Source organism: Spirillospora sp. NPDC052269, from assembly GCF_040679435.1.
GTDB lineage: Bacteria > Actinomycetota > Actinomycetes > Streptosporangiales > Streptosporangiaceae > Spirillospora.
Map to the genome: position 1 here is coordinate 43189 of NZ_JBFAUU010000033.1, position 23382 is coordinate 66570.

Below are 23382 nucleotides of genomic sequence, written 5' to 3' on the forward strand. Positions count from 1 at the left end.
CTCCAGCCGTAGATCGCGATCTTCATGTTGCTTGGTTGGTCCGCCGTTTGTAGTGGCAGCTCTGGGCTGTGGTTTGGTGGCGATGCTGTGGCCCGCGGCCACCATCTGCTCATCTGTCTTCACACACCGATGATCACTGGTGGCCGTCCCCATGCCCGGGCCCTACCCGACCAACAAAATCACGATCTGCGGCTGGAGTACTAAGCGCGAGCCTCAGCCGAGGCTCAGCATCCGTAGGGCCTGTAGAGGGTGCAGTATCCTCGCCGACCCACGCGCCTCCAAGGGTGAAGGTGTCGCGTAGCAGTTCGGAAGTTTCGGACATCCCCATCAAGGTTGATCGGCTCCTCCAAAAGACTGACTGTCGGTGCCTGCTGCCAGACTGCTGAACATGACGATTCAAGCAGGCCTGCCATTCCCGCAGGATGCCGCTCAAGACTCGCGAGCGTTGGCAGCGGTGCACTCGCGCCGCAACATGTTCCGCACCTGGGAGCTCACAGGTGTGGCTATGAGCAAGATTCCGCGTGAGTGGCGAATTCAGTCTGGTCTTACGCAGCAGGTCCCTGACGACCTGGCCCCGTTCGTGGAGTGGTTCGACAGCCAGCCCGGGGCGCGAGAGCGCTTCCGGTGGGCGCTGCGTGACTCCCTCGATGAGTTGCTCGACGGTCAGCGGACAGGCCGCTGGGCATACCAGCACCTGACGAAAACCGAGAAGACGTATCTCGGCACGGCTGTTGAGGTAAACCTCACCAAAGAGTTCGAGATTTCGAACGGCGTGGACCTTGACTGGTCCATCGCGGGCCTCGACATCGACTGCAAATTCTCCAAGGATCTCGGTGGCTGGGAGATCCCGATGGAGATGTATCTATGTACTGACCACGGCGAACGGAGTGGTCGTGCCGACCACGCGGCAGCCGTGACCTGGATGAATGACGACACGAGCCATTGGGCCGCAGGCATCGTGCGGATCACCGATGAGCGCCTGCGCTGGAGGCAGAGACCGGATGCGAACGGTGACCGCGTGCGTGCATACAACCGAGACAACAAACGCAGGCTCTCGGACAGCGCCAAATCTGAGGTGTACTGGCTCTGGGGCGGCCTTCAGACAGATCTTCCGAGAAACTTGCTGCGCCATCTGGATGAGGATGCGCGCGAGCGGATTCTCACTGCCTCCCTGCCAGGACGCCCGTCGTCGGGCCAGCAGCGTCTGAATCAGTTGTTCCGCGAGGTGCAGGGACGGATCGTCGGCCGGCAGGCAGTGTTGACTGTTGGCCAGCAAGACGACTCGCCGAAGCGGGCCCGCGACACACGGATACATCTGCGCCCGGAGGGCATCGTCGTGTTGGGTCACCAAGGATCACATCCGCACGCCGCCCGCGCGCTCGGACTACCGGTACCAATCAAGGGTGAATGGATTTCCACCCGGCTCGTTACTGTCTCACCCGACGATGCTCGCCCGAAGTTCTCCCTGGACGGAGAGTGCTGGGCGCGTGCTCGTGAGAACGACCCGGTGACTCCTGCACCCGACCTTCCTGATTCACGGAAGATCGATGGACCCCAAAAAATAGATCATCAAATACCGCATGTCCGCGTAGTTGAAACAGTCTCTCGAAGGGAGATGCGCCTACCTTGATCTCCGGGATCTCGCGGCGATGGCCGCTCGGAGGGTGCCGGGCTCCTATCGGGACCAGGTCCAGGCCTTCGCTGCAGCAATAAGGACGACGGCTCGAAGCCGAGGCAGTACCGACGAAGCAGACGCCAGCCCTGACGACAACAGTCCCACACGGCTCACCATCGACAGCCGCTAGACACCGTCTACCTCGGCACGTTGCACGTGATCACGGTGGTTCATACTTTCGAAGAGCGGATGGTCAACTCTTCACCCCCTCCCCTGCCTACCTCCATATGCTGCAGGAATCAGCGTCCGACCTGCGATAACAGAGACGGGCGCCTTCTTGTTCCTCCGGTGCGCCATGGCGAGGGGCGGCAGCCTACGGTCGTCCGCGCCCATTAGTACTCCAGCCGTAGATCGTGATCTTGCTGGCGGGGGCCGCTGCGGGAACGCGAACGGCCACCGCTGATCATCGGTGTGTGAAGACTGAAGATCACGCGGTGGCCGCGGGTCACAGCGTAGACCCTGCCCGTTGGCAGGAGGCGTTCGAGGTCCTGATGGACCGGATCGCGGGACGGTTTGCGCGGGTTGAGCCCCAGCGGCGGGTGCGGCAGTTGGTACTCGGACTGCTTTCGGACCTGCCGCGCAAGAACTGCTGGACGATCGCCGAGTGGGCCGGTGAGGCGACTCCGGGCGGGATGCAGCACCTGCTGGGCCGTGCCAAGTGGGACGCCGATCAGGTGCGTGACGAGGTGTGCGACTACGTGGTGCAGCATCTCCACGACGACCAGGCGGTGCTGGTGGTAGACGAGACCGGAGACGTGAAGAAGGGCACGCACACGGTCGGCGTTCAGCGCCAGTACACCGGCACCGCCGGCAGGATCGAGAACTCGCAGGTCGGCGTCTACCTCGTTTACGCGGGCCGTCGCGGCCACGCCGCGGTGGACCGGGAGTTGTACCTCCCACGCTCGTGGAACTGCGAGCCCGAGCGCTGCCGGGCCGCCGGACTCGGCGATCAGACCGCGTTCGCCACCAAGCCGGAACTGGCCGCCCGCATGATCGGCCGGTTCCTGGACGCCGGACACCAGGCCCCATGGGTCGTCGGCGACGAGGTCTACGGCGGCAATCCGAAACTGCGGGCCGCACTGGAGGAACGGGGTTGCGGCTACGTACTCGCCCGCGCCCATCAGGTCCCCACTCACGCCGGGAAGTTCCGGGCCGACGCTCTGGCCAAGAAGCTGCCGCAGCGGGCCTGGCAGAAGCTGTCCGCTGGGGTCGGCGCGAAGGGGTACCGCTTCTACGACTGGGCCGTCATCGACCTCCCCCACCCCGGCCCCGGCCGCCACCAGCTGCTGATCCGTCGCAACCGCAGCACGGGTGAACTCGCCTTCTACCGCTGCTACTCGGCCCACCAGGTGCCGCTGGCCACGCTGGTGAAGGTCGCGGGATCACGGGTGGAGGAGACATTCCAGTCCGGCAAAGGCCTGGCCGGACTCGACGAGCACCAAGTCCGCCGCTTCGCGTCCTGGTCCCGCTGGGTCACCCTCGCCATGCTCGCCCATGCCTTCCTGGCCGTCGTCCGAGCCGACGAGCACACCCGACACCCCGCAACGGCCGACCTGATCCCGCTCACCTGCAACGAGATCCAGCGCCTGTTCACCACTCTCGTCGTCAGACCGGCCCACGACACAGCGCACCGCCTCCGCTGGTCCAACTGGCGCCGCCGCCATCAAGCCCGCGCGCAGGCAAGTCATTACAGCCGACAAGCCGCGAATCATGGATGAAGATCACGATCTACGGCTGGAGTATTAGGCGCCCAATTTTCCTGCCCAGTCCATGCGCGCAACAAAAGATTCAGGATCCAAGCCGCAAGGGCGCGGTGCCCGATGTACGATCCCCCGGTGACGTTGAAGCAGACGTTGCACCCGTGTCCTCTTCGGAGCGCCGACTCTAGAAGCAGGGCGGTAAGATCCGCCACAGGCGCCGATGAGCGCCGGAGGTCGAACCAGCGGGTGTAGATCTTGCTTCTCTGCCGCTCTCTGCTCACGGGCCCTGATCCGTGGTGTGGAGAAGCGAGAGCCGGTTCGGCGTCTCCCGGTTCCCGCCGTTCAACCTTGCGGGAACAGTTCCCGAAAGGTATGGGAGCCTGCGGAGGCCACCGTGACCAACACTGCGCCCGAACCGCACGATCTTGCGCGTCTTACGCGCCCCCTTCGGCGCCTGCCGGAGCTCGCCAGCCCTGTGGCCTATCGGCAATTGCGTGCGGCGTTCAAGAAGCACGAAATGAGCGATGCTGCTGCTAGCGCGCTGTCGACCATCTGGGTCGATCCTGAGGCTGTGGTGTCGCAGGTCGCCCATCCTCAGCGACGCCGCGTCCCCGGCGGTTATCTGTTGGTCATTACTGGCCGTGTCTGGTCAGGTCGGATCACACCAGACACAGAGAACCCCCGAAACGCCGATCACGTCCAGTTCGCGATCGCCGAGACCCTCGGCATCTCGCCTGTCGGACTGCCATCTGCGCGGGTCCACGGGGTCGGCGAGATGGCTATCCGCGCCAAGAGCCGGACGGCGTTGGCCGAGCAGCTTGAGTGGACGGTCGAGACGACACGATCCCGCAACGAGCCACACCCGAGCATCGCCGAGCAGGGCATCATGGACCCGCCCATCGGGGTGGCAACGACCATTATCTATGAGGACCCGAACGAAGCTCCGACCACCCACGTCTTCGTCCGCGAGGGATCGTCTCGGGTAAGCCATGCGCATTACCACCTCGGCCTGACGGCGGAGAACGCTCTCTTCGGCCTGCCTCGAAACGCTGCGACGATGCAGCAGCACGTCGACGAGATCAACCGTTTTGCCGGCAAGGATGCCGCCGAGATCGAAGAATCGGAGAAGGCAGCCATCCGGTGTGCGATCACAGAGTTCGAGCTGGTCATCGGGGTCGAGAAGGACGCACCTGACAGTACCGATCTCGCTGAGGCGATCAAGGCTCGGGTAGCGCAGGATCACCTCAACCCGAAGAAGAAGTGGACGGAGTCGTCGCGCCTCACCTCCCTCGCTGAAGAGTGTCTGGGTGCGTTGCGGAAGGCAGGCGCCATCCGTTCCGATGCTGAGGCTGATTGGCTCGGCGGCCGACTCACTCGTGCCGAAGCGATAGCCCGCAAGATTCCCGCTCACGGGGACCAGAGAGCCGCCCGTCTCGTCCATCTCTTCACGACGAATGATCCTCAGGCGCATAACGCCATACGCAACCCGATTGCCCTCGTCCTGCTGGACGAAGCCGACGGTAGTGTCACGCGGAACCGGCAAGTCCGTGGGAACACCAAGCTTCCTCTGGGTGTCGAACTCGTAGTTCGTGAGCTGCTCGGCGTTGCACCGGACAGGGCAGTGGCTGGGTTCCGAAAGTCTTTCATCGATGCTCTGCCGACGAACCTCAGCACACGCGCTTGGAGGCCGTCGCGCAGATCTCCCGAAGCTCTTTATGCGGCCGCGGCCCAGGAACTGGCGGCAGACCAGACAGGTGGGCCGGCAGGAACTGAACTGTGGGTGCGCGCCGCCTACGTGCTGGCAAAGCACAACAAGATTGGCGGGGGGCGCCACGACACGGGAGGAGGCGGCGATCGCCGTACCTCACGCGAGTTGATGGAGGACCTCCTGGGGTCGGACCTTGGCCTCCGTCAGCTTCGCCAGGCCGTGGAAGACGACCGCGATGGTAGTGAGCCTCGCTTGATCGACGCTCAGGGCCTTCCACGCCAAGACGCCACGGGCGAGGAAATCCCGATCACTAACGAACGCCTCCGCGTCAAGATCGCCCCGAAAGATGCCTTGAACACGGGCCCTTCCAACGGCGATGCCCAGACTCGCTTCAGGAACAAGGTCAAGGTTATGCGGGACAGTCTGCGTAACATGGAGAGCAGCATGCGCGACGTGGAGGGAATCGTTGACTCGGGCGGTGACCGAGTCATCGAGACGACAGGCCGAGAAGCCGCTCTGCTGATGAGCAAGCAGTTGTACAAGCTCTTCGAACGGGCCAACGCCTGGTACGGGGCAGCCTTCGATGGGCAAGCGAATCCCTTCGCGGACGACGAGCCAGAGAATCAGGACTCGGCCTGATGGACAATGAGACCTACCTCGCACTGTCCAGAATCTGTGGACATCACCTTCTCAGACCCTGCCCTGGGCCCTATGAAATTGACCCCGAAGAGATGCCCACGGCGTCCGCCGCGGTCTACATAGCCGCGGATGAACGTAATCAGGTCTGCTACGTCGGCTCGGTTTGCCGCCCCAGGGACCCCGAGGGTTTGGCATCTCACGTTCGCGAGTACCTCAAAGCGGTTCAGAAGACCGCTCGGTGGCGCTACCTCTATGTGCTCCCGCTTCGGTCCAACACTGCCGAAGCTGAAGTACGGGGAATCGCCGGCGAGGTCTCCGGATGGCTCCTCCCGTACGACAGGGAGCGTTGGTCAGGCTCTGACTAAGTTAGTCGGCAGTAACCGTCCTGGCTACGTGGTGCCAGGACGGTTACCGACCCGCGATCTGCTTCCCAACGCCAGCGAGGCCGGGGCGTGCGGCGTGGGCACTGGTCTCCGGCTACACGCGACCGTCCGCACATCCGCAACGTCCCAGCTCTCCCGCCAACGACCGCCGCCAGGAGCACCACCACCGCCGCCTTCGTCAGCGCCGGTTCATACGGGCTCGTAGCCGCCCTCTGCCCTCGCAGCGAACGCACGGCCCAGAAACAACAAACGGCAGACCAACCAAGCGACATGAGGATCACGATCTACGGCTGGAGTACCAGGAGGCACGCAGAACCGCCTAGTGCCCGGCTCTCTGCACGATCACTGAGGTCGTGCCCGCACCCCGGCCTGCGGTTTCGCCATGCCGTCAGAACAGCACCCAGTCGCAAGAGCCGTCAAGACGCGGACGGCAGAGGAAGACTGCACTCAGCAGTCTATGTAATCTTCTATCCGGATCGGACGCAGTCGACAAATCCGTCCGATCATTCGATTCCGAGGATCTCCTTAAGCTCAGCCTCGGCCATGAACCTGTACTGCTTATCCCTGGCCGTGTTGACGATGATCCTGGGGATGAATGATATGTCGAGGTCGAGCGAATCTAGCCGGTAGGTGTTGGCCCCTGCGACTTTTCTGGTGCGGATATCCAGGCCGAGCTCACGAAGCTCGCGAACGCGGCGCTCGGTGTGTACCGAGTCTTGGGTGACAAGCCGCAGCAGGTCCGCAGGGACCTCGCTTCCTTGACGCTGAAGCAGAATGAGGAACAGCTTCTCATAGAGGGGTGACCCATAGGGGACACTCAGATACGGAGCTGGCACACGGTCGCCGTACTGATCCTCCATGGTGCCGCGGAGCTGTCTTCTGAGGTTATGGAAGGTATCGCAGGGCCGGTCGAGGTCGATCTTGATGCGAGCTTTCATCGCGTCAGCGAGGACATGCTTGGCGTAAAGGTAGACGTCGAAGATGTCCTGGGAGAAGCTGTCGGACTCCAACTGACCGAGGAGGTCCTTGACTGCCAGAACAGCCTCAGGCCGGAGGCGGTTCCAGTCGTCGTGAGGGCTGGATGTGCTCGAGGGCATGCGATCTCCAGTCAGCGCACAGGCGATGTGGGCGGATATCTAAGGATATGCGCATCCTCACCAGCGTCCTGCACAGCTTCGAGGTCGCCCAACCATTCCCGCAGGAACTGCGCTCCTTGTGCGTCCTCGCTGCCCGCTCTGATGAAGCTGACCTTGTTGCCGAGCTTGACCCGGGGCATTCCGGGATCGGACCTGCTGAGCTTGTCCTGGAGGTCCAGGCCGGCGGCGAAGCGGCGGATGTCGGAAACGAAGTCCAGGACGATGACCTTGTCCTTGCCGGGGGCGAGCCGCAGTCCGCGGCCGAGCTGCTGGACGAAGATCCGGCGGCTATGGGTGACGCGCTGGAATACCACGATGTTGACGTCTGGTACGTCAACACCCTCGTTGAGGATGTCGACAGCGCAGAGGATCCCAGTCCGGCCATCGGCGAAGTCCCACAGGATACGGCTGCGCGTGGGTACGTCCATCGCCCTACCGTCGCCGCGCTTGGAGGCGATGACCTCGGCGTGAGTGAAGCCGAGGGCGTTGATCCGTGCGGCCATGCGCTCGGCGTGATCGATGGTCCCGCAGAAAACGATGCCGCGCGGATTGGGCTGCTCCTGCCACGCCTCGGCAAGGCGTTCGACGACGGCATCATCCCATTCCTCGATGAAGAGGGTGCGGTTGATGCCGCGGGGAGACAGGGCCGGGTGCTTGGACGAGAGTCCTTGCGCTAGGGCGTCCCAGTTGATGTTATCGGTGAACATCCGGTAGTCGACGTTCGAAAGGTAACCCTCGCGTAGTCCCCGCACAAGGTCGATGTCTACGACAGGGTGGTCGAACCAGCGGCGCAAGTCCGCGCCATCTGGACGCCAGGGGGTAGCGGTCATACCCACGAGGAAGGCGCCGCCGTCCCCGGCGGACAGCTCGCTGAGGACAGCGTCATATGCGCGGATACCAAGATGGTGGCATTCGTCAACCATGACGAGGTTGAAATCCGGGAGGCCGCGGCCCGCGGTGACAGCGGTGGCAACGCTGTCCACGCATGCGAACACGACATCAAGCTTGTCCAGGGTTCCGGGATCTGGACGTTCGTGCCCGTTCCACACACCAGTGGCTGCGGTGGCGGGAAGCAGCGGCCAGAATGACCGCTCAAGCTGGTAGACCAGTTCATTGCGGTGAGCAAGGACGAGCGTACGCGAGCCTGGACGGAGGGCCGTGAACCGGCGGTGGAACTCGGCAGCGACAAAGGTCTTGCCGAGCCCTGTGGCGAGGACGACCAGAGCGCTGCGGGCGCCATTGAGCAGTTCCTCAGCTATCCGGTCGACGGCGCGAGCCTGGTAGGAGCGCAACTCGTACCTGTCGGGGAACCGCGCCGCGAACGAAATCTCGGGAACCCGCTCTGCCTGCCGCTTCAGTGTCCTGCGTTCCCACAGCTGGAGCGGAATGCCTTGAGCGGCAAGCTCTCGTTGCTGAGCGTGAACCGAGGTCTCAAAGCCATTGAGGCTCACCAGAACGGGAACGTCGGCCTCGTAACGCTGGCATGCCGCGATCGTCTCGGCGACCGCAGCGGGGCCGACGGGCCTCGCCCAGCGCTTCATCTGGAAGAGCCAGCGACGCCCGTGGAAGGTGCCGACGACGTCGGCGCCGCCATCGCCAGACGCGCCGACTCGCTGAACTGCTGTATAGCCCAGGCCCAGCAGGAGTCGCTCAACGACCCGCTCGAACGCCTGCCAGCCGGTGTCGTCGAGGTACCGGTCCGTGATGATCCGCTGGGTCATGCGAGTTTGTCACCAAGAAACTCGGCGGCTGCACGGGCGCGGACAACGATGAGCCGCTCGGGCTGCTGGTAGCGAAGGTAGGAGGCGCAGTCCTCCAGGCAGCGCTGATACTTGGTGGTCAACTCGGACTGGAGGGCTTCGGCGGCGACAGGCAGGAACTGTTCGGCACTTGGCCAGGGATCGCTCCATACCGCCCCGCCAAACCAGGCCGACGGGAAGCGGCTGAAAAAGACGGCGAGCGTCTCAGGGGTGCAGTATCGCAGGTAGCCACCGGCCTTCAGGTGGTCGAGCTCCGCTAGATCCACATCGGCGCTGATCATCTCGTTGGCCATGGCGGACTGCTGCTCGCCGGTGAGCTCGGCGTAGAAATCCTTAGCCTGGCCGATCTCTGCGGCGCGGTCGACGATTCCTGCCATCAGGACTCCGATCGCCTGGCGTACGGAATCGGCGTTCTCGGTCACCGCCTCGCCCCATCCCTGCATCAAGACCTTTGTGGAAAGCGTCCCGATGGAGTGCCCGGGCTGCCCTGCAAGGTTCTGGTGAAGGCTGTAGAGGTACTGAGCAACCTCGGACGCAATCACATAAGCGGGCCGGACTCCGTTGGCGAATACAGCATGCCCGAGGTCGAGGTAGACCGTGAGGTCCCCGGTGGTGCGCTCGGTGATGAGTGGGACGGGCGGCTGTCCATGGCTGGGAAGGATCGGGCGATGGACGTTCCGGACTCGGACGTCGAGCGGGCTGCTGCACTTGCCGTTGCAGAGTTCGATCCACAGACCAGTGGTACTGAGCTCGCTGTTAGCGTCCGATTCGGCATGGAGCACCTGAGGGGTGGCTGGGTGCGGCTCGCCTTCGGTTAGTCCGCAGCTGGCGCACTGGGTGACCCCGGCGGCGTTGTCGGTAGCGCAGAAGGAGCAGGTCCAGGGGAAATTGATCTCGGGTTTCTGGTCTGCGCCGCAGACCGGGCAGAGGTCTGCCTGCTTGGCGATCACCTGGCCACAGTCAGCACTGAGGCACTGCTTGCCGATGAGAATCGCTGCACAGCCACCGCACGTCTCGGCACCCTTGACGTTCTGGAAGCCACAGGACGCGCACTCGGGCAGCTCCTCGATCGGCGGCTCGTTCGCGGTCTCGACCAGCTCCCACCACTTGACGTCGTCGTAGTAGCCGGTCTCCTTGTTCAGGAACCGCTGGTAGTACTCCCGCTCGACCTCGCGCGAGATTCGGACAGCTTTGCACTTCGCCTCGTCATAGACGCCCATGTAAAGGTCGGCACGGCCGAAGTTCCTGACCTTCCGGTAGCCCTGGAAGAGCAGCGAAACTGGTGTCGTGTTCTTCTCACCGTCGGGCCACTGGCTAGGCAGCAGCGAACCGCCTCGCAGATACCGCATGGCTGTCTGCCACTCTTCGGTTGAGACCTGGAAGTTCTGCTTCTGGAAGTCGACAGGAACGTGGTCGAGATGGATTTCCCCGATGATCCTTCCGTACTGCTGGTCGATCGGGTATTCACGTTCTGAAGTTCCCTTGACCTCGTCCTGATAGGTGAAGAACGCGTCCTTCTCATAGGTGCGGATGGCGCGGCCATTTCGGATCAGGTCGATGCCGAAGTCGCTGGCGTCGTCGAAGCGCTGGATTCCGACCCACCCCCGGATGTGCTCGGCGACCTCCCGGCTCTCAGTCCCACCGCAGCGCGGGCAAGCATCGCGGCCGTCGAAATCCGCGCCATCCTTCAAGCATCGCCGGGACCGCGTCAGCTCCTCATCGATGGGGATCCGCGCTGGGATCTTGCCGTGCCCCGTACGCTCGACATATCGCTCCTCCGACCAGGCGCAGTGCTCCAAGCCACGGCAGGGCTTTCCGTTCACGGTCATCTTGACCGCCTTGCCTGAGTCGCTCCGCAACAGCGTCGCGTAACGGCGACCGATCCTCTCCCGCAGACTGTCCTTGGTCATGCGCGCGACGTCACGGATGAAGCCGTGGTTGGCGTCGCCTTGCGGCCACCAGCCTTTCACCTCCACGATCGTGCCGTGCTGCAGGCCGGGCGGCCGTTCGACGGTCTCGGCAGTCACTTCAAACCTCTGGTCCTTGATCAGCTTGGGCAGGTCCAGCGTGACTTGAAGCGCGCGGTCCTCCCCTGCACGGACCGAGATCACGCGAGTGATCCGCCCTAGCTTGCCCGTGGCGATGTTGAACCCCATGCCGAACAAGCCCAGAGTGTCGTAGTGGTTCTTGGAGGTGAAGCCGGCCCGCATCGCATCAGCGATCTGGTCGGCGGTAAGACCCGGGCCGGTGTCCCGTACACGGACGACACCCTCGCCTCGGTCCACCGCGGCCGGCCCGGGAACATCGATAATGACGTGCCGGACCGCCGACGGCGTCCCCGCAACCTCAGCTGCGCGAAACGAATCGATAGCGTTGTCGATCAGCTCACTCAGAGCGTCCAATGGGGAGATCGGCGTGCGTGTCAGCGCGACCAGCACTTCCGGGGTCGGGGTGATATCGAGCAGCTTCTGCGCCATTTGATCCGCTCTGCCTGTTCGTCGGTCGGTGTGCCGATGCCTGCCCGGACTATCAGGCATCCATACTCGGCTGATCCGGGGCGCCGAAACCTGTGACGCTCCCGTGATGGTGGGCAAGCCTGAGCAGACGGGTCCGGTCGACCTGCGGGCTCGCCTTCAAGATCGACGCGAACCACGGAGCGATGAACACCGACATATAGGGCAGCTCGCCAGGCTGGAGGACGTCCCCGGCCAGTGACCATCCCGGGCCGGGATGCGCCTCCGGCCGGAGAACGGCCTGAAGGTCAAAGAGCGGCTCATCCACTCCGGTATCCCGAAGCTCGAGGTCGCGGGTCACACCGATCAGCCACCACTGGAAGATGCGATCGGATGGCCGGGTCAGTGCCTGCCTAATCGCCTTGCTCGACAGGCCCGCAGCGCGGTAGGCAGCCAGTGCAAGGTCCTCGTCGGGGACCCGCTGGACAAGATCCTTCTCGGGCAGGAACGGCTGGTCGTCGCCGACAGGCTCCGGCGCCGGGCGCTTGAGCTCGTCGATCGTGCTTGTCGCGAGCTGCGCGCCGAGGAACCTGGTGACGTCCGCGTAGAAGGCCGCTGTCCCGGCGATAAGGAGCCGCGCCCCGGTCCGTTTCTCGAACTCATCGATCAGGCCCGGCCACGGACGCTCCTCCTGGCCGAACCCCTTGGACTGGTACCAGTCCTGCTTGGTGTCACGCGAGACGAGGACGACCCTGGCACCGGGCGGGAATACCTGGGCGTGCGCGATCAACTCCTCCCAGAGCAGGAAGTCACCCGCGGCTCCGAGGTCGGTCTCCTTCCCGCTGTCCGCGAAACCAGGGGGGATCTTGTTCGGAAACCTGAAGCTGGTGGCGAGTTCCACGCGCGCTCTCAGCAGGCTGTCGTCTGGTGGTTCGCCGACCCGGTCGCCGTACAGAGCAGCGATCTGCGGCAGCAGAGTGTCCTGGCCTTGCGTGAAAGTCGTGGAGCCGAAGTCACCTTCATCCTTGGCTCTCTTGATCCGATCGATCAACTCGGTGCGCCACGGATCCATGAGCTCTTTGAACTGGCTCTCAGTGATCAGCTCGTCGAGCCCGTCCGCAGCCTGGTTCCCCGCGTACTCTTCGAGAAGCTTCGTAGCCTCGGCTACAGCGTCGCCGATCCGGCTCCAAGCCTCACCGAACTTCGCCGACACCCGCTTCGGGGCATTGTGCAGCGCGTCGATCCGCTTCTGGATGACCCCGGCCCTGCCGCGGACGAACTCCAGTCCCACCTGATAGGGCATCCACAGCCGACTGGAGACTTGACCCAGCACAGCAAGCAGCTGCTGCCGGGTGTTAGGCGTGTACTGGTAGAGATCCAGCAGAACATTCGCGTCCAGGACGATCGTCCCGTCTGCGAAGAAACCTCTGCGCTCTGCCTCGGTAAGGCTGCTGTTGGGCTGGATCCATGCCCGGTACTGCTGAAGCAGCTTCGGTTCCTTCCCAGCCTCCCCGCTCAGCACCACAGCGCCTCCTTAACCAGGTCCTCGTGTGATCTTAGAGCGGGCAGAGTCTCAGCTCCGGCGCTTTTTGCTTTCTGCTCCCGCCCGCCCCCGGCCAGCTGGCGGCGTCGGCACTCCGAGGCGACAAGCTCGATCGCACCGCTGATGTGATCTCGGATGCCGATCTGGGCCGGTGATCGAGTGGCGCGTGCCTCCATGCCCCCAGGGAGGCAGTAAACGCGACCAGACCCGCATGGCGACAAGCGGATCTCAACGACACCGAACGGTCATGCCGACAAATATCCTGCGGCTGTGTTCGACATCGAAGGCACGCAAGGTAGGCGGCATCGAACTCCTTGATCATTCTCTTGAAGGCCACACCGATGCCGCCCTCACTCTGCCGGCGCGCTGCGCCGCATAGGAAAGTTGGGTGTCTGGAGCTACAAATTGGCTGCCTCCCGGTTGCGGACGGGTGCTGTGCAATCCTCCAAGCAACCGCGGTGCGCGCGAGCGCGGTGGTATTCACCACGGCCACCGGTCTCGAGTAGGAAGCCGACTCCGGCCTCAGCGCCTGAGACTGCCAGCCATGACCGCAAAGCAGGTTGCGCAAGCGCTGTATGCGGGCAGCCAGCACAAGTTCCGAGCGCCGTTCAGTCGGCGGCCGGGAAACGGTGCTCGAGCCAAGACTGGACCGCGGCTCGCGTGCCGTACCCGTGGCTTCGGAGGGCATCCACGACGTCGCGGGCGCAGATCAGCGCGATTGGGTGCCCGTCCTCACGGACCTCCTTGTAGACCTGCTCGTGGAAGTACGACGTCGTGACGAGGACCCCGAACTGGCGATGCCGGATGCGTGAGATGAGCCGCGCAACCTCTTTAACCCCGACACCCCGGCCTCCCGGGTTGTAGCACTTGGCCTCCAGGGCAAACTCCACGGGGACCTGATCGGCTGTTGGCCCGAGCAGGTACTCACCAACAGCGTCGCGACCGCCGTCACGGCTCTGCCGGGTCACCTCGCATTTCCCTGTGGCAGGGGCAAGCATCCTCCAGATCTCGACCGCGCATGCCTCGAAGCCATGAGGGTCAGCGAAGTGCCGATAGACGGCTTCGATGATCTGCTTGCCCACCGGATCATCGGGCAACTGCTCGGTCTTACTCCGAACCGTGGTCGTCGATGGGGCGAGAAGCGGCAAATACGAGCGCGAGTCGATCCACTCCCGCCATGGGGCAGGGCACGACGAGCCAAGCGCCTCCCCACGGGCAAGCTCGCGGATCCAGGACCGGGCCACTTTCGGAACGTCGAGGACGGTGAAACGGGAGCGGTAGTTCTGGAAGCGCTGGCCTCTCGTGGAGCGCCAGATGGCTTGCAGCTCATCGTCGGGCGTGAGACTCGGGCCGCCAGGCGCGAGCAGCCCGCGGAACCGAACGTTCCGGCCTGTGGGCGCGGCCTTCTCAAACAGGAAGAACGGAGGAACCTTGGCGCGCTCAGCCGGATCATGCGTCCATCCGAAGACGTCACGAAGCAAGACGTTCCCGCCGCGACCGGTCCCGTGGAGCTCCTGGCCAGGCTTGCGGTTGTCCCCGTAGTAGGTGAACAGGCCGAGCTTGGGGTCAAGCTCGTCCGGCCAGTCAGGCTCATTGCCCGTGCTGTAGAGCACGGCAAACCGTACGGCTCCCTTCCTCGCCGAGCCGTGGAGGCGGAATCCCCCTTGGTTGCCGACGCCGGGAAGCAGCCTGGCAAGCGGCTCGTCGTTGATGTTTCCGCTGCTACCGCCCTCGTATATGGCGTCCAGCACGAGATCAGCCTCGGATAGCTTCCCGAAGGGAACGACTAGTTCGTGATCACCCACGGCCGAGAGGCTACTCGATATATACCAATTGTCGCCATTCTTCACATACAAGGTGCCGGTTCCGCAGTGCCCGAGCCACGAGGCGCTGGTGATGTCGCGCCATGCGGTGACGCCGGCACACTATGCACGTTCGCTCTCGCAGTTGCACCCTGCGTTCTGTGACCTGAGTGCGAAGTTGGCTAAAGGCTGTCCCGTAATGATCAGCGGGTGCCGGGCGGTGACGGTGCCGTCGGTTGTTGGTGGGTGGTTCAGTCGGCCAGGGCGAGGTTGCGTATGAGGGCGATGCCGCGGGTGGCGTGCAGGACGCCGCCCGTGTTTGCGGCGGCAGTTCCGCGAGATGTTCCACCACTTCATCTGGGCGAAGGCGTGTTCGACGCGGACCCGGACATGTTTGTGGACGGTGTTGAGCTCGACCTGCCAGGCGAGGAGTTCACGGCCGTCGCGGGGTTGCGGTTGGGCATGATGACCTGCGGGTTTCCCTGGTAGCCGCCGTCGGCCATCACGTGCGCGTCCCCGACCGCCTTCTCCACTCCCGAGTCTCGGTAGGCCGTGCAGTCGTTGTGGTTGCCCGGCACCGGACGGCCGACCGCGGTCACCAAGCGGGTGTTGGCGTCGATCATGACCTGCATGTTCACCGAGAACCGGTAGTTCTTCGACGATGCGGTGATCGTGCGGTCGCGGGTAGGCACCAGTGTGCCGTCCACGACCGCACCGTGTCGGGGCCGTGCCGCTGGGAGGCCGGGGCCAGGTCCAGCAGCGGCGCCAGGTGGTCCACGATCCGGTGCGCGGCGGGCTTGGAGATCCCGAACAACAACGCGGCCTGCCGCATCGCCCGCGTTCGTCCGGTAGTACACCGCGATCAGCAACACCCTGTCGGCCAACGGCAGGCCCTACCGGCGACCGGTCCCGGTCTGCTCACCACCCCGACCTGTAACCACCCGCACCAGACGACGGAACTGCCGCACCGACAACCCCGTGAACGTCGGCACCCACACCCAGTCATCCGCACGGAACGCCTGCTCCACACCAAGATCATCGCCGCCAGGCCTCGACCGTTAGGGGATAGCCCTTGGGCGTTCACCAACTGCCCCGGGCCGCCGAGCAACAATCCTGACCGTGTTTCGGGGCGGGCGCCAGTTGCGCCATCTCATGGCACCAGTTCCTGGCGTTGGTGTTCGTAGAACAGGCAGGTGGGGCCGATCGCGCCCTTTTCGCTGATCAGAGTGACACGCGTGCGACCTTGCTCGGACGGCGTCTTGGGGGTCGACGCCCATCTGCACGGCGAGGATCGCCGCACAGATGATCATGTCTGCGATCTCATCGGCAACGGACTCCTGGGTGAAGCGCTCCAGTTTCTGGGCCTTCTGGTGGCGAACGAATCCCAGCACCTCACTGTGCAGTTCCCCGGCCTCTTCACCGAACTTCAAGGCTTGGGCGAGCAGGAAGTTCTTGCGGTCCTGGTCGGTATCGTCGATACCGCACTGCTCCTTGAGTCGCGCGCTCTGCCGTTAGGCCCCACAGGCCGAGTTCCGCCAGGGTCATCCCGCCGTCGTGTTCGTCGTGTTCGTCGGGGGCGGCGGCGGGTGCGGCTTGGGCGGGTGCAGGGGTGCTCGCCAGGGCCCTCATGCGTCCTCCTGCGGGGCTGGGGCATGGGTAGGTCGTGGGCGTGGAACCCCGCCCACCCGACGCGACAGCCGGGCTACCACCATGCCCCCACCACCGAAAGGCAGCGTTGGTCGAGTCGCTACGCAACCCGACCAACATCACGAAAGATCGAGGTTAGAGCCTTCCGAGTGGCCTGAGTGAAATTGAGGATCGACATTGAGCCTTTTTCAGCGGTGCCTGGAGGGCTGCTGATCACAGCATGATCGCGGGCGGCGCGGCGGGCCGAGAACGCAGCAAAGTCCCTGGTAAGACGGGTGATCTCTCACAACCCACCGCCCCCGCCAGAGGCTTCACATGCTTTTCTATCGTTCTTCGCTGCCGCTATCGCATCAGACCCTTAACTGCACGACCGGGCTGGTCCGACGATACCGCGCCCGGATCGGCGACCCAGGGCGAGCGCTCAGTCCGGGTGCGCAGGCACTGCATCCCCGCCTCAGGACTACTCGAGAACAATAATCTGAGGAGAAGTTATTTCTTATGGATCTTCTCGATGCACTTACTCAGATCAGTGGAGGCTTTTGGGCTATTTACTCTTCTAAGGCTTTTGGCGCCGCCGATATCTTGGAGTGACATCTTGCCTTCAACATATGCGCCCAGGGTACTGGGTTTGATGTAGGCGAACAGCCAGTTGCCGTAACAGGAGAGGAACGAGGCGGACAGAGCCTGGTTGTAGGGGTCGCTCTTGAGCTTGGCCAGCAGGGCGGCCTTTTGGGGGGGCCGCCCAGACGGGTCAATCGTTGGCTTTGCCGTGAGCTGGGGGGGCGAGGATTTGGCCTTGCCAACCGTCGGGCGCTGATTGTCGCTGCCACAGCCAGCAAGAAAGGTTGCGGCCAATGCGATGCCTGCCATTGCAGCAGTAAGAGGGACACGGGCGTGCATTTGAGGCTGGCTCCATCATGATGATGATCTGTTTCCATGCAGGCTGCCAACGGCAAGGTTGGCCCACCTTGCGGGACTCGCCGAAGGGCCCAGCGGGAGGCAGACAGGTACGAAAGGGTGTGGAAGAAGGGGGGATGGGTCGGGTCGTGGCGAGTGACCGCCACGACCCGACGTGGGCGAAACGCGCGCCGCGCGTCTACTGCGCCAGTTTGACCAGGGCCTTACTGGCTTCGCGCCGCACCAGGGCACTGGGGTGAGCGTGCAGGTTCTCCAGCGCCTGCCGGGCCTCGGGCATGGAAGTCTTGGACCTGCCCAGGGAGCCGGCGGCGTTGGCGACGATCGCGTCGTCCTCGTCCCGCAACAGCTCGATCAGCACTCCGGGAACGCGGGCGTCACGGAGCTTGGCCAAGCCACGCACTATCGATTGGCGATTACGCCCGTATCCAGAATCTGCGGCGATCTGCAGGAGCTCGTCGGCGATGTCGTCCCGGGCCAACGAGCGCAGCACATCACCCAGGGCCCATTGGACCTGGTCGTCTGGCCATAGAGGCGTGTGGCCTAGCTCGCGGAACAAGCCCAGGAGTGGTTCAACAACCATCGAACGCGCCCAGGAGGCGTCCAGGGCGTTGATGATGTCGAGCTTGACGCCGAGGTAGGAGACCTGCGGTAGCCACTTGAGCAGCACCGGAATGGCGTCAGGGTACTTGGGCTGGCCGGGCAGCGTTCGGAGCTGCTGCACGGTGCCAACCGGGTAACCCAGTTCGTTGAGTTCAGCGATCACTCCTCGAGCAGCCTCGGCGTACTGGGCGCGCGGATTGGCTGGCCCCCCACCCGGCGGCTGCCCTTGCGAGTGCCGCGTGTTGTCGTCCATGATCAGTCCCCCTGCCTGGTCATGCCCGTTGTTGTGGGCTGGTCTACCTGGTTCACGGCAGGTACTCCAACTCGATCTGACCAGAGCGGACCAGCTCCTTCAACGGACCGCTGAGCTGGGTGGTCTCCCGCACCCACAGCTGGATCTTGTACCCGCCGAGGCTCTTGGCGATTTCCAGGTCGTCCTTCAGCTGCGAGGACAGATACATGTACCGGACGTTCTTGACCTCGACGAGCTTGCCGTTGGCGTGGTCAAGGAAGTCGGGGATGCGGTGGGCTGCCCGCCCGGAGGCGGACGGGAACTGGCGGGTGTTCTTCGCCACTCCGAGGATCTTGCTGACTGCTGATTCGCCTTCCAAGCCGAGCCGGTGGATCTCTTCGGGGTCGAACACAACCCGGCAGCTGGTGGCGGCCAGTACTGCTCCGGCGCCCGGACCGCTCAGGGGGCGGAGTCCGCAGGCGCGTTCGGTGCGGATGATGGTCTGGAAGGAATCCAGGGTCCGCCGGGCGGCGGCGGACGCCTCCATGACCTTGTGGATCCCGCCGACGACCTTCGCGATGGCTTCGGCGACCTTGGGCAGTTTGCCCGCGACCATGACCAGGCTGGCGACATCAACGATGCTCCACAGGCAGCTGGCGGTGTCACCTTGCCCCAGACAACGCTTGACATCGTTGACGCCGATGATCTCCAGCAGGATGTCGCCGCCGTTGGTCTTGAGCCAACTGGCAATGTCGAGGTTGGCGTTGGCGAGGGCGGCCTTGTACTCGTCCACGCACTTCTGCCCGCATTTGGCGCGGAGGATGGCTTCCTCATCGCCGGTCAACTCCGGTCCGCCGCCTTGCAGGGCATCACGCCGTTCTTGCTGCCGCATCTGCTCTTCGGTGCGGTCTGCAGCGGCTTCGGCCTGCTGGGCATAGGTGTCAGCGGCATCGGCTGATTCCTCCGCCGACGTGGCGTCCAGGTCGGCCTGCACCGCTGCCTGGCGGGCCAGGCTCGCGTCGGCTTCGGCGGCGTTCGCCGCGGCCCGAGCACCAGCAGCATCCCGTTCCGCAGCGGTAGCGTCGTTGCGCGCTGCTGCGGCGTCGGTTTCGGCGTCGGTGGCGGCGGCGCGGGCGACGGCCGCATCTGCCTGGGCTTGGGCGTTGTAGCGGGCGGCGTTGACGTCGGCCTGGATCGCAGCCTTGGCGTAGGTGTGAGCGCGGGCGGCGGCGGCCTTGGCGCGGACCAGCGACTTGGCGGCGCTGGCCGCGTCCGCGGCGGCTTCCGAGGCGGCCTGCGCAGCCTCTTTAGCGTCCGCAGCGGCCTTGTCGGCGACCGCCTTGGCGGTCGCCGCGGCCTTGTCGGCGTCGGCCGAGCGTGCCTCAGCGGCTGTCTGCTGCTGCTCAGCGATCGTCTTTGCCGACTGCCCGGTCAGCACCGCCAGCCCTGCAGAGGTGTCGTTGGTGAATGCCGTCCCCAGCGCGATCGCCTGGTTGGCGGGGTCGGCCACGGCTGCAGCCGAGTCCCGGGCGGCAGCCGCCCATTGGGCGGTGGCCAGCGCCTGCCCGGCGGTGTTGTTGGCCTCCACCAGCGCCTGGCCGGCGCTGTCCTTGGCCGCAGCCGCCTCATTCTTGGCGATCGCCGCGTCCTGGTTGGCCTGGATCACCAGGACCTCGGCGGCCTTGACATCGGCCGATGCCCGCGCCGCTTGGGTGATGGCGTCGGCCGCAGCCGCATGGGCCTTCAGCGAAGCTGCCTGGGTCTGCATCGCCGCGTCGGTCGCCTGGTCGGCGGCCGCCCGAGCACGCTCGGCCGCCGCGGTTGCCTTGTCAGCCGCCGCACGGGCGGCGACGGCCGCCGCGGTTGCCTTGTTGGCGGCGTCACGCGCTGCTGATGCGGCCGAGGTCGCCTGGTCGGCGGCAGTGCGCGCCTGGTTGGCGGCCTCCCGCGCATCTCCGGCGTCCTCACGGCCCTGTGCGGCTGCGGCGTTGGCCTCCAGCGCCTTGGCGCGGGCCTGAGTAGCGTCCCGGTTCCGCTCGGCCTCCAATGCTTGATCACGGGCGGTGCGTGCCCGGTCAGCGGCATTGTTGGCGTCGGCCTCCTTGTCTGCGGCGGTGTCGGCCGCAGATTGAGCGGTGGCGCGGGCCTGCGCGGCAAGGGACTGCTGCTGCTGGGCCTGGGCCTCGTACGACTGGGCCTTGGCCCGCTCATCAGCAGCGACCTTGCGGTACTCGGCGGCCTTGACGCGCTGCTGCTGGGCGATGATCCGCTGGTTACGCGCCTTGTCTGCGCCTGCCTTGGCCTTGGCCTCGGCGGCCTGCGCGGTCTCCATGTCGGTCTTGGCGCGCGCTGCGGCCTGGTCCGCGTCATCGGCCCGCTCGGCAGCAGCCTTGGCGGCTGCCTTGGCCTGTGCTGCGGCCTCCTGAGCGGCTGCCTTACGGAACGCGGTGGCCAAACCTTGAGCCTGAGTCTTGGCCAGCGCCTCCAAGGTGGCGGCGTCGCTAACTGAGGCGTTAGTCGCGTTGAATGCAGTCTCGGTCGCCTTGGCCGCGGCTGCAGCCGCGGCCGCGGAAGCCTTGGTGACCTGTGCCGACTGCAGGGCATACGACAGGCCGCGTCCGTAGGGCGTGCCGTTGGTGGTGGCGATCTTGCCCGCGGCGTCCTGGGCAGCGACGACCTTGCTGGCCTCAGCGCTGGCGTCGGTAGCGGCCTTGTTCGCGATCGCCAGTTGCGCCTGAGCGGCTGTCTTGGCCTTGGCGAGCTGGTCCTTGACGTAGGTGAAAGTCGCGGCCGTGGGGTAGTACTGCTCGGTTGGCTTGTGGGTGGACCAGGCAGACTGCCAGGACGCCAGGTAGTAGGCGATCCACGACTGCCCGACCGCCTCGATCATCGCGTCGCTGCCGGTCTCCAGCGCCTGGGCGGCCTTGGCCTCCGATGCCACGATCGCGTTGCGCTGGGCTGCCTGGGCGTCCAGTTCGCCCTTCCACTCCTGACCAGCGGTTTTCACCGCATCGGCCATCGCGTGGTAGGGATCGGCCGGAGTCAGGCTTTCGCAGGCGGCGTAGCGCAGCTTCAGCGACTCAACCTCGTTGCGGAACTCTGCAGTTCCCGGCGCCAGCCGCGTAGTGGGGAATCCGCCGTATTGCAGAAACAGCCGGATGTCGTCGGCATGGTGGTTGCCCTGCATCACCTGGTTGTCCATCCAGGTGTAGTCACCGATCGATTCCCACGCCCGGCGCGCTCTGGCGGTCTCTGGGGTCTGATCGCTGTACTTGTACAGCTTGAGCTGCTTGGCCAGATCCACTGCCGCAGTCAGCGAATCCTTGGAGGCCAGGGGCATCACGTCCCCGGTCCAAATGTCGTTGCCGACGGTCCAGAACTTTTCGTCGTAGAAGCTCGCGCGGGCGTCGGTCACCCACGAGGGCGGGTTGGGGCCTTTGGAAGTGCCCGGCCATGTGACGTCGCTGCGCTGCGCCGTTGCAGCCCACGCGGCTGGCTTGCCCGACAGCTGATCCCGCTTGGTATTGAAGGCGGTCATGTCCTTGCTGTGGGCGGCATCCAGCGGCTGGTTTGCGCCATTGCGGGCGCCAGCAGCCTGCTTGAGCTGGCTGTCGCTGCCCGCCAAGCCGTTCCCCGCAAACGCCTTCATCTGCGGGCCGCCGCTGTGCACGATCCGGCCCAGGTAGCACCGGTCCTGCCGCAGCTCGGTGCCAGCCTCGGTCAGCCGCTCACCATCGCCGTAGGGATCCTCCGGCAGCGGAGGCGGCGCGTGGATCATGTAGCCGCGGGCGACCACCTGGACATGCAGGGGCTTGGAGGTGTGGTTGGCGATGACGACTTGCCCGTGGTCACCCGGCTTGATCAGCTCGAAGCCAGCGCTGCTGCCCGCATTCGAGAAGCTGAGGGTGGGAGTTTGCGGATCGCTACTGCCTCCGCTGTAGACCGAGGCGAAGCCGCTGCCTTCGGCGTCGGCCTTGATACTGAGTGCTGCGCCGCCGATGCGTCGGGCCTCATCCTCAGTGAGGTCTGCGGTGACGGCATCGAAGCTGAGAGATCCGCCAGCGGGGATCGGCTGGGTGTTGCCGCCAGAGACGCCCAACCCGGTTGAGGTGTTCAGCACCGCCGCCGGTTCAATGGACTTGAAGTGGCTAGCGCGCCAGTCGGCGAAGAACGACCATTCGAAGTAGCCGCGCACTGACAGCGAGACGTGAACGGTGCCGGAGCTCGTGTTGTGGATCTTCAGCTTGGCACTGGTGCCGACCTGCACCAGCGCGAACGAGCTGGCGTCCTCACCAGCTTTGAACTCCATGAACGCGGGCGGTTCCTTGGCGCCGTCGGCGCTCTGGCTCCAAACGTTCAGGCTGCCCGACGCGCTGGGCTGCGCGACCATGACGTTGAGCGCCAGGCTCGATGCCAGACCGAGACTGGGTAGTCCGTTCCGGGTGGCGGTATCGATCGTGACAGTTGCCCCGGGCGCCAAAGGCGTGGTCTGGGCGGGTTCCCCGGTGCCGCTACGGCTGTCCCAGAGAACCGACGGTGTCACAGCGTTGAACACCGACGTCTCGATGTCGGAGGTCGAGGTGAAGTATCCGTTGGCAGCCACCGAGACGTCGACTGGGGCGCTGCTGTGATTCTCCACGGTGACCTGGCCGGAGCCGGTGACCTGCGTGAAGTCAGCGACCGTGACGCTCTTCCCGGTGTTGAACACCGCGGTCGGCACGGTCGTGGGCTTGTCGGAAGCGTAGACGCCCAGCCATCCGTCGGTGCTTGGTTGGTGCACCGAGATGTTTGATGAGAGGGCCTGGATCCCGTTCTGGGGGATGTCCTTGAGGCCGGTGGCCTGGAAGGTCACCTTCCCTTCGGCAGGGACCCGAACGGGTTTGTTTCCGCTTTGGCCGATACCAGTGCGGGTGTCGAGCAGGACGGTGGTCGGTAGCGACTTGAACCATCCGTCGGTTTGGGGTGTGTCGTCGGCACGGGCCGCACGATCGGGCGGGGCTACCAGCAGACCGGCGGCCACCACCAACATGATCATCATCGCCAAGGCCCTGATGCGGGCATGGCGCATGGTGATGCGAGTGAGCACGGACTCTCCAGCTTGTGCATGAAGGAGGGCTGTGCCTGGGTGATCACAGGCACAGAAGTCCGCAAAAGGTAAGTAAGCGCCCTTCATGGCATAAACCGGA

12 protein-coding genes and 1 pseudogene are annotated in these 23382 nt (G+C 64.8%); 4 read left to right on the forward strand and 9 right to left on the reverse strand.

Features of this window, described 5'->3' with window-relative positions:
* The first annotated feature begins 388 nt into the window (after positions 1–388).
* The 3 genes from AB0L06_RS41945 (at position 389) to AB0L06_RS41955 (ending at position 5722) form a co-directional block, all read left to right on the forward strand.
* Positions 389–1630, forward strand: a complete 1242-nt coding sequence (locus tag AB0L06_RS41945) for a NaeI family type II restriction endonuclease (RefSeq protein ID WP_500237188.1) — start codon at positions 389–391, stop codon at positions 1628–1630.
* Positions 1631–2166: 536 nt separating this feature from the next.
* Complete coding sequence (locus tag AB0L06_RS41950; RefSeq protein WP_500237227.1) at positions 2167–3393, forward strand: IS701 family transposase; 1227 nt, start codon at positions 2167–2169, stop codon at positions 3391–3393.
* Positions 3394–3769: 376 nt separating this feature from the next.
* On the forward strand, positions 3770–5722 hold the full coding sequence (locus AB0L06_RS41955; protein ID WP_500237189.1) for a hypothetical protein: 1953 nt from the start codon (positions 3770–3772) through the stop codon (positions 5720–5722).
* A gap of 886 nt (positions 5723–6608) precedes the next feature.
* On the opposite strand, the gene AB0L06_RS41960 is transcribed toward AB0L06_RS41955, so the two are convergent.
* The 6 genes from AB0L06_RS41960 to AB0L06_RS41985 form a co-directional block, all read right to left on the reverse strand.
* Positions 6609–7202, reverse strand: coding sequence for a KpnI family restriction enzyme N-terminal domain-containing protein (locus tag AB0L06_RS41960; RefSeq protein WP_500237191.1), 594 nt, complete (start codon positions 7200–7202; stop codon positions 6609–6611).
* Between the two features lie 11 nt (positions 7203–7213).
* Complete coding sequence (locus AB0L06_RS41965; RefSeq protein WP_500237193.1) at positions 7214–8962, reverse strand: DEAD/DEAH box helicase family protein; 1749 nt, start codon at positions 8960–8962, stop codon at positions 7214–7216.
* Positions 8959–11478: an ATP-binding protein gene (locus AB0L06_RS41970; RefSeq protein ID WP_500237195.1), complete on the reverse strand. Its 2520-nt coding sequence runs from the start codon at positions 11476–11478 to the stop codon at positions 8959–8961. The genes AB0L06_RS41965 and AB0L06_RS41970 overlap by 4 nt, the downstream gene beginning before the upstream one ends.
* A gap of 52 nt (positions 11479–11530) precedes the next feature.
* The gene (locus AB0L06_RS41975; RefSeq protein WP_500237197.1) at positions 11531–12976 is read right to left on the reverse strand and encodes a PIN-like domain-containing protein; all 1446 of its coding nucleotides are present in this window, start codon (positions 12974–12976) and stop codon (positions 11531–11533) included.
* A 629-nt stretch (positions 12977–13605) separates the two neighbouring features.
* Positions 13606–14802: a restriction endonuclease gene (locus AB0L06_RS41980; protein ID WP_500237198.1), complete on the reverse strand. Its 1197-nt coding sequence runs from the start codon at positions 14800–14802 to the stop codon at positions 13606–13608.
* Positions 14803–15152: 350 nt separating this feature from the next.
* Entirely contained in the window at positions 15153–15506 is a 354-nt protein-coding gene (locus AB0L06_RS41985) for a transposase (RefSeq protein WP_500237200.1), read from the reverse strand.
* A 1255-nt stretch (positions 15507–16761) separates the two neighbouring features.
* On the opposite strand from AB0L06_RS41985, the pseudogene AB0L06_RS41990 reads away from it, so the two are divergent.
* Positions 16762–16890 (forward strand): annotated as a pseudogene (locus AB0L06_RS41990) (IS5/IS1182 family transposase); the annotation flags it as partial.
* 45 nt (positions 16891–16935) lie between these two features.
* Here AB0L06_RS41990 and AB0L06_RS41995 read toward each other — a convergent pair.
* From AB0L06_RS41995 to AB0L06_RS42005, 3 genes are all read right to left on the reverse strand, one after another.
* Complete coding sequence (locus tag AB0L06_RS41995) at positions 16936–17316, reverse strand: hypothetical protein (protein WP_500237204.1); 381 nt, start codon at positions 17314–17316, stop codon at positions 16936–16938.
* A 226-nt stretch (positions 17317–17542) separates the two neighbouring features.
* Positions 17543–18217, reverse strand: a complete 675-nt coding sequence (locus AB0L06_RS42000; protein WP_500237205.1) for a HEAT repeat domain-containing protein — start codon at positions 18215–18217, stop codon at positions 17543–17545.
* 52 nt (positions 18218–18269) lie between these two features.
* The gene (locus AB0L06_RS42005; protein WP_500237206.1) at positions 18270–23282 is read right to left on the reverse strand and encodes a putative toxin; all 5013 of its coding nucleotides are present in this window, start codon (positions 23280–23282) and stop codon (positions 18270–18272) included.
* Positions 23283–23382 lie beyond the last annotated feature (100 nt).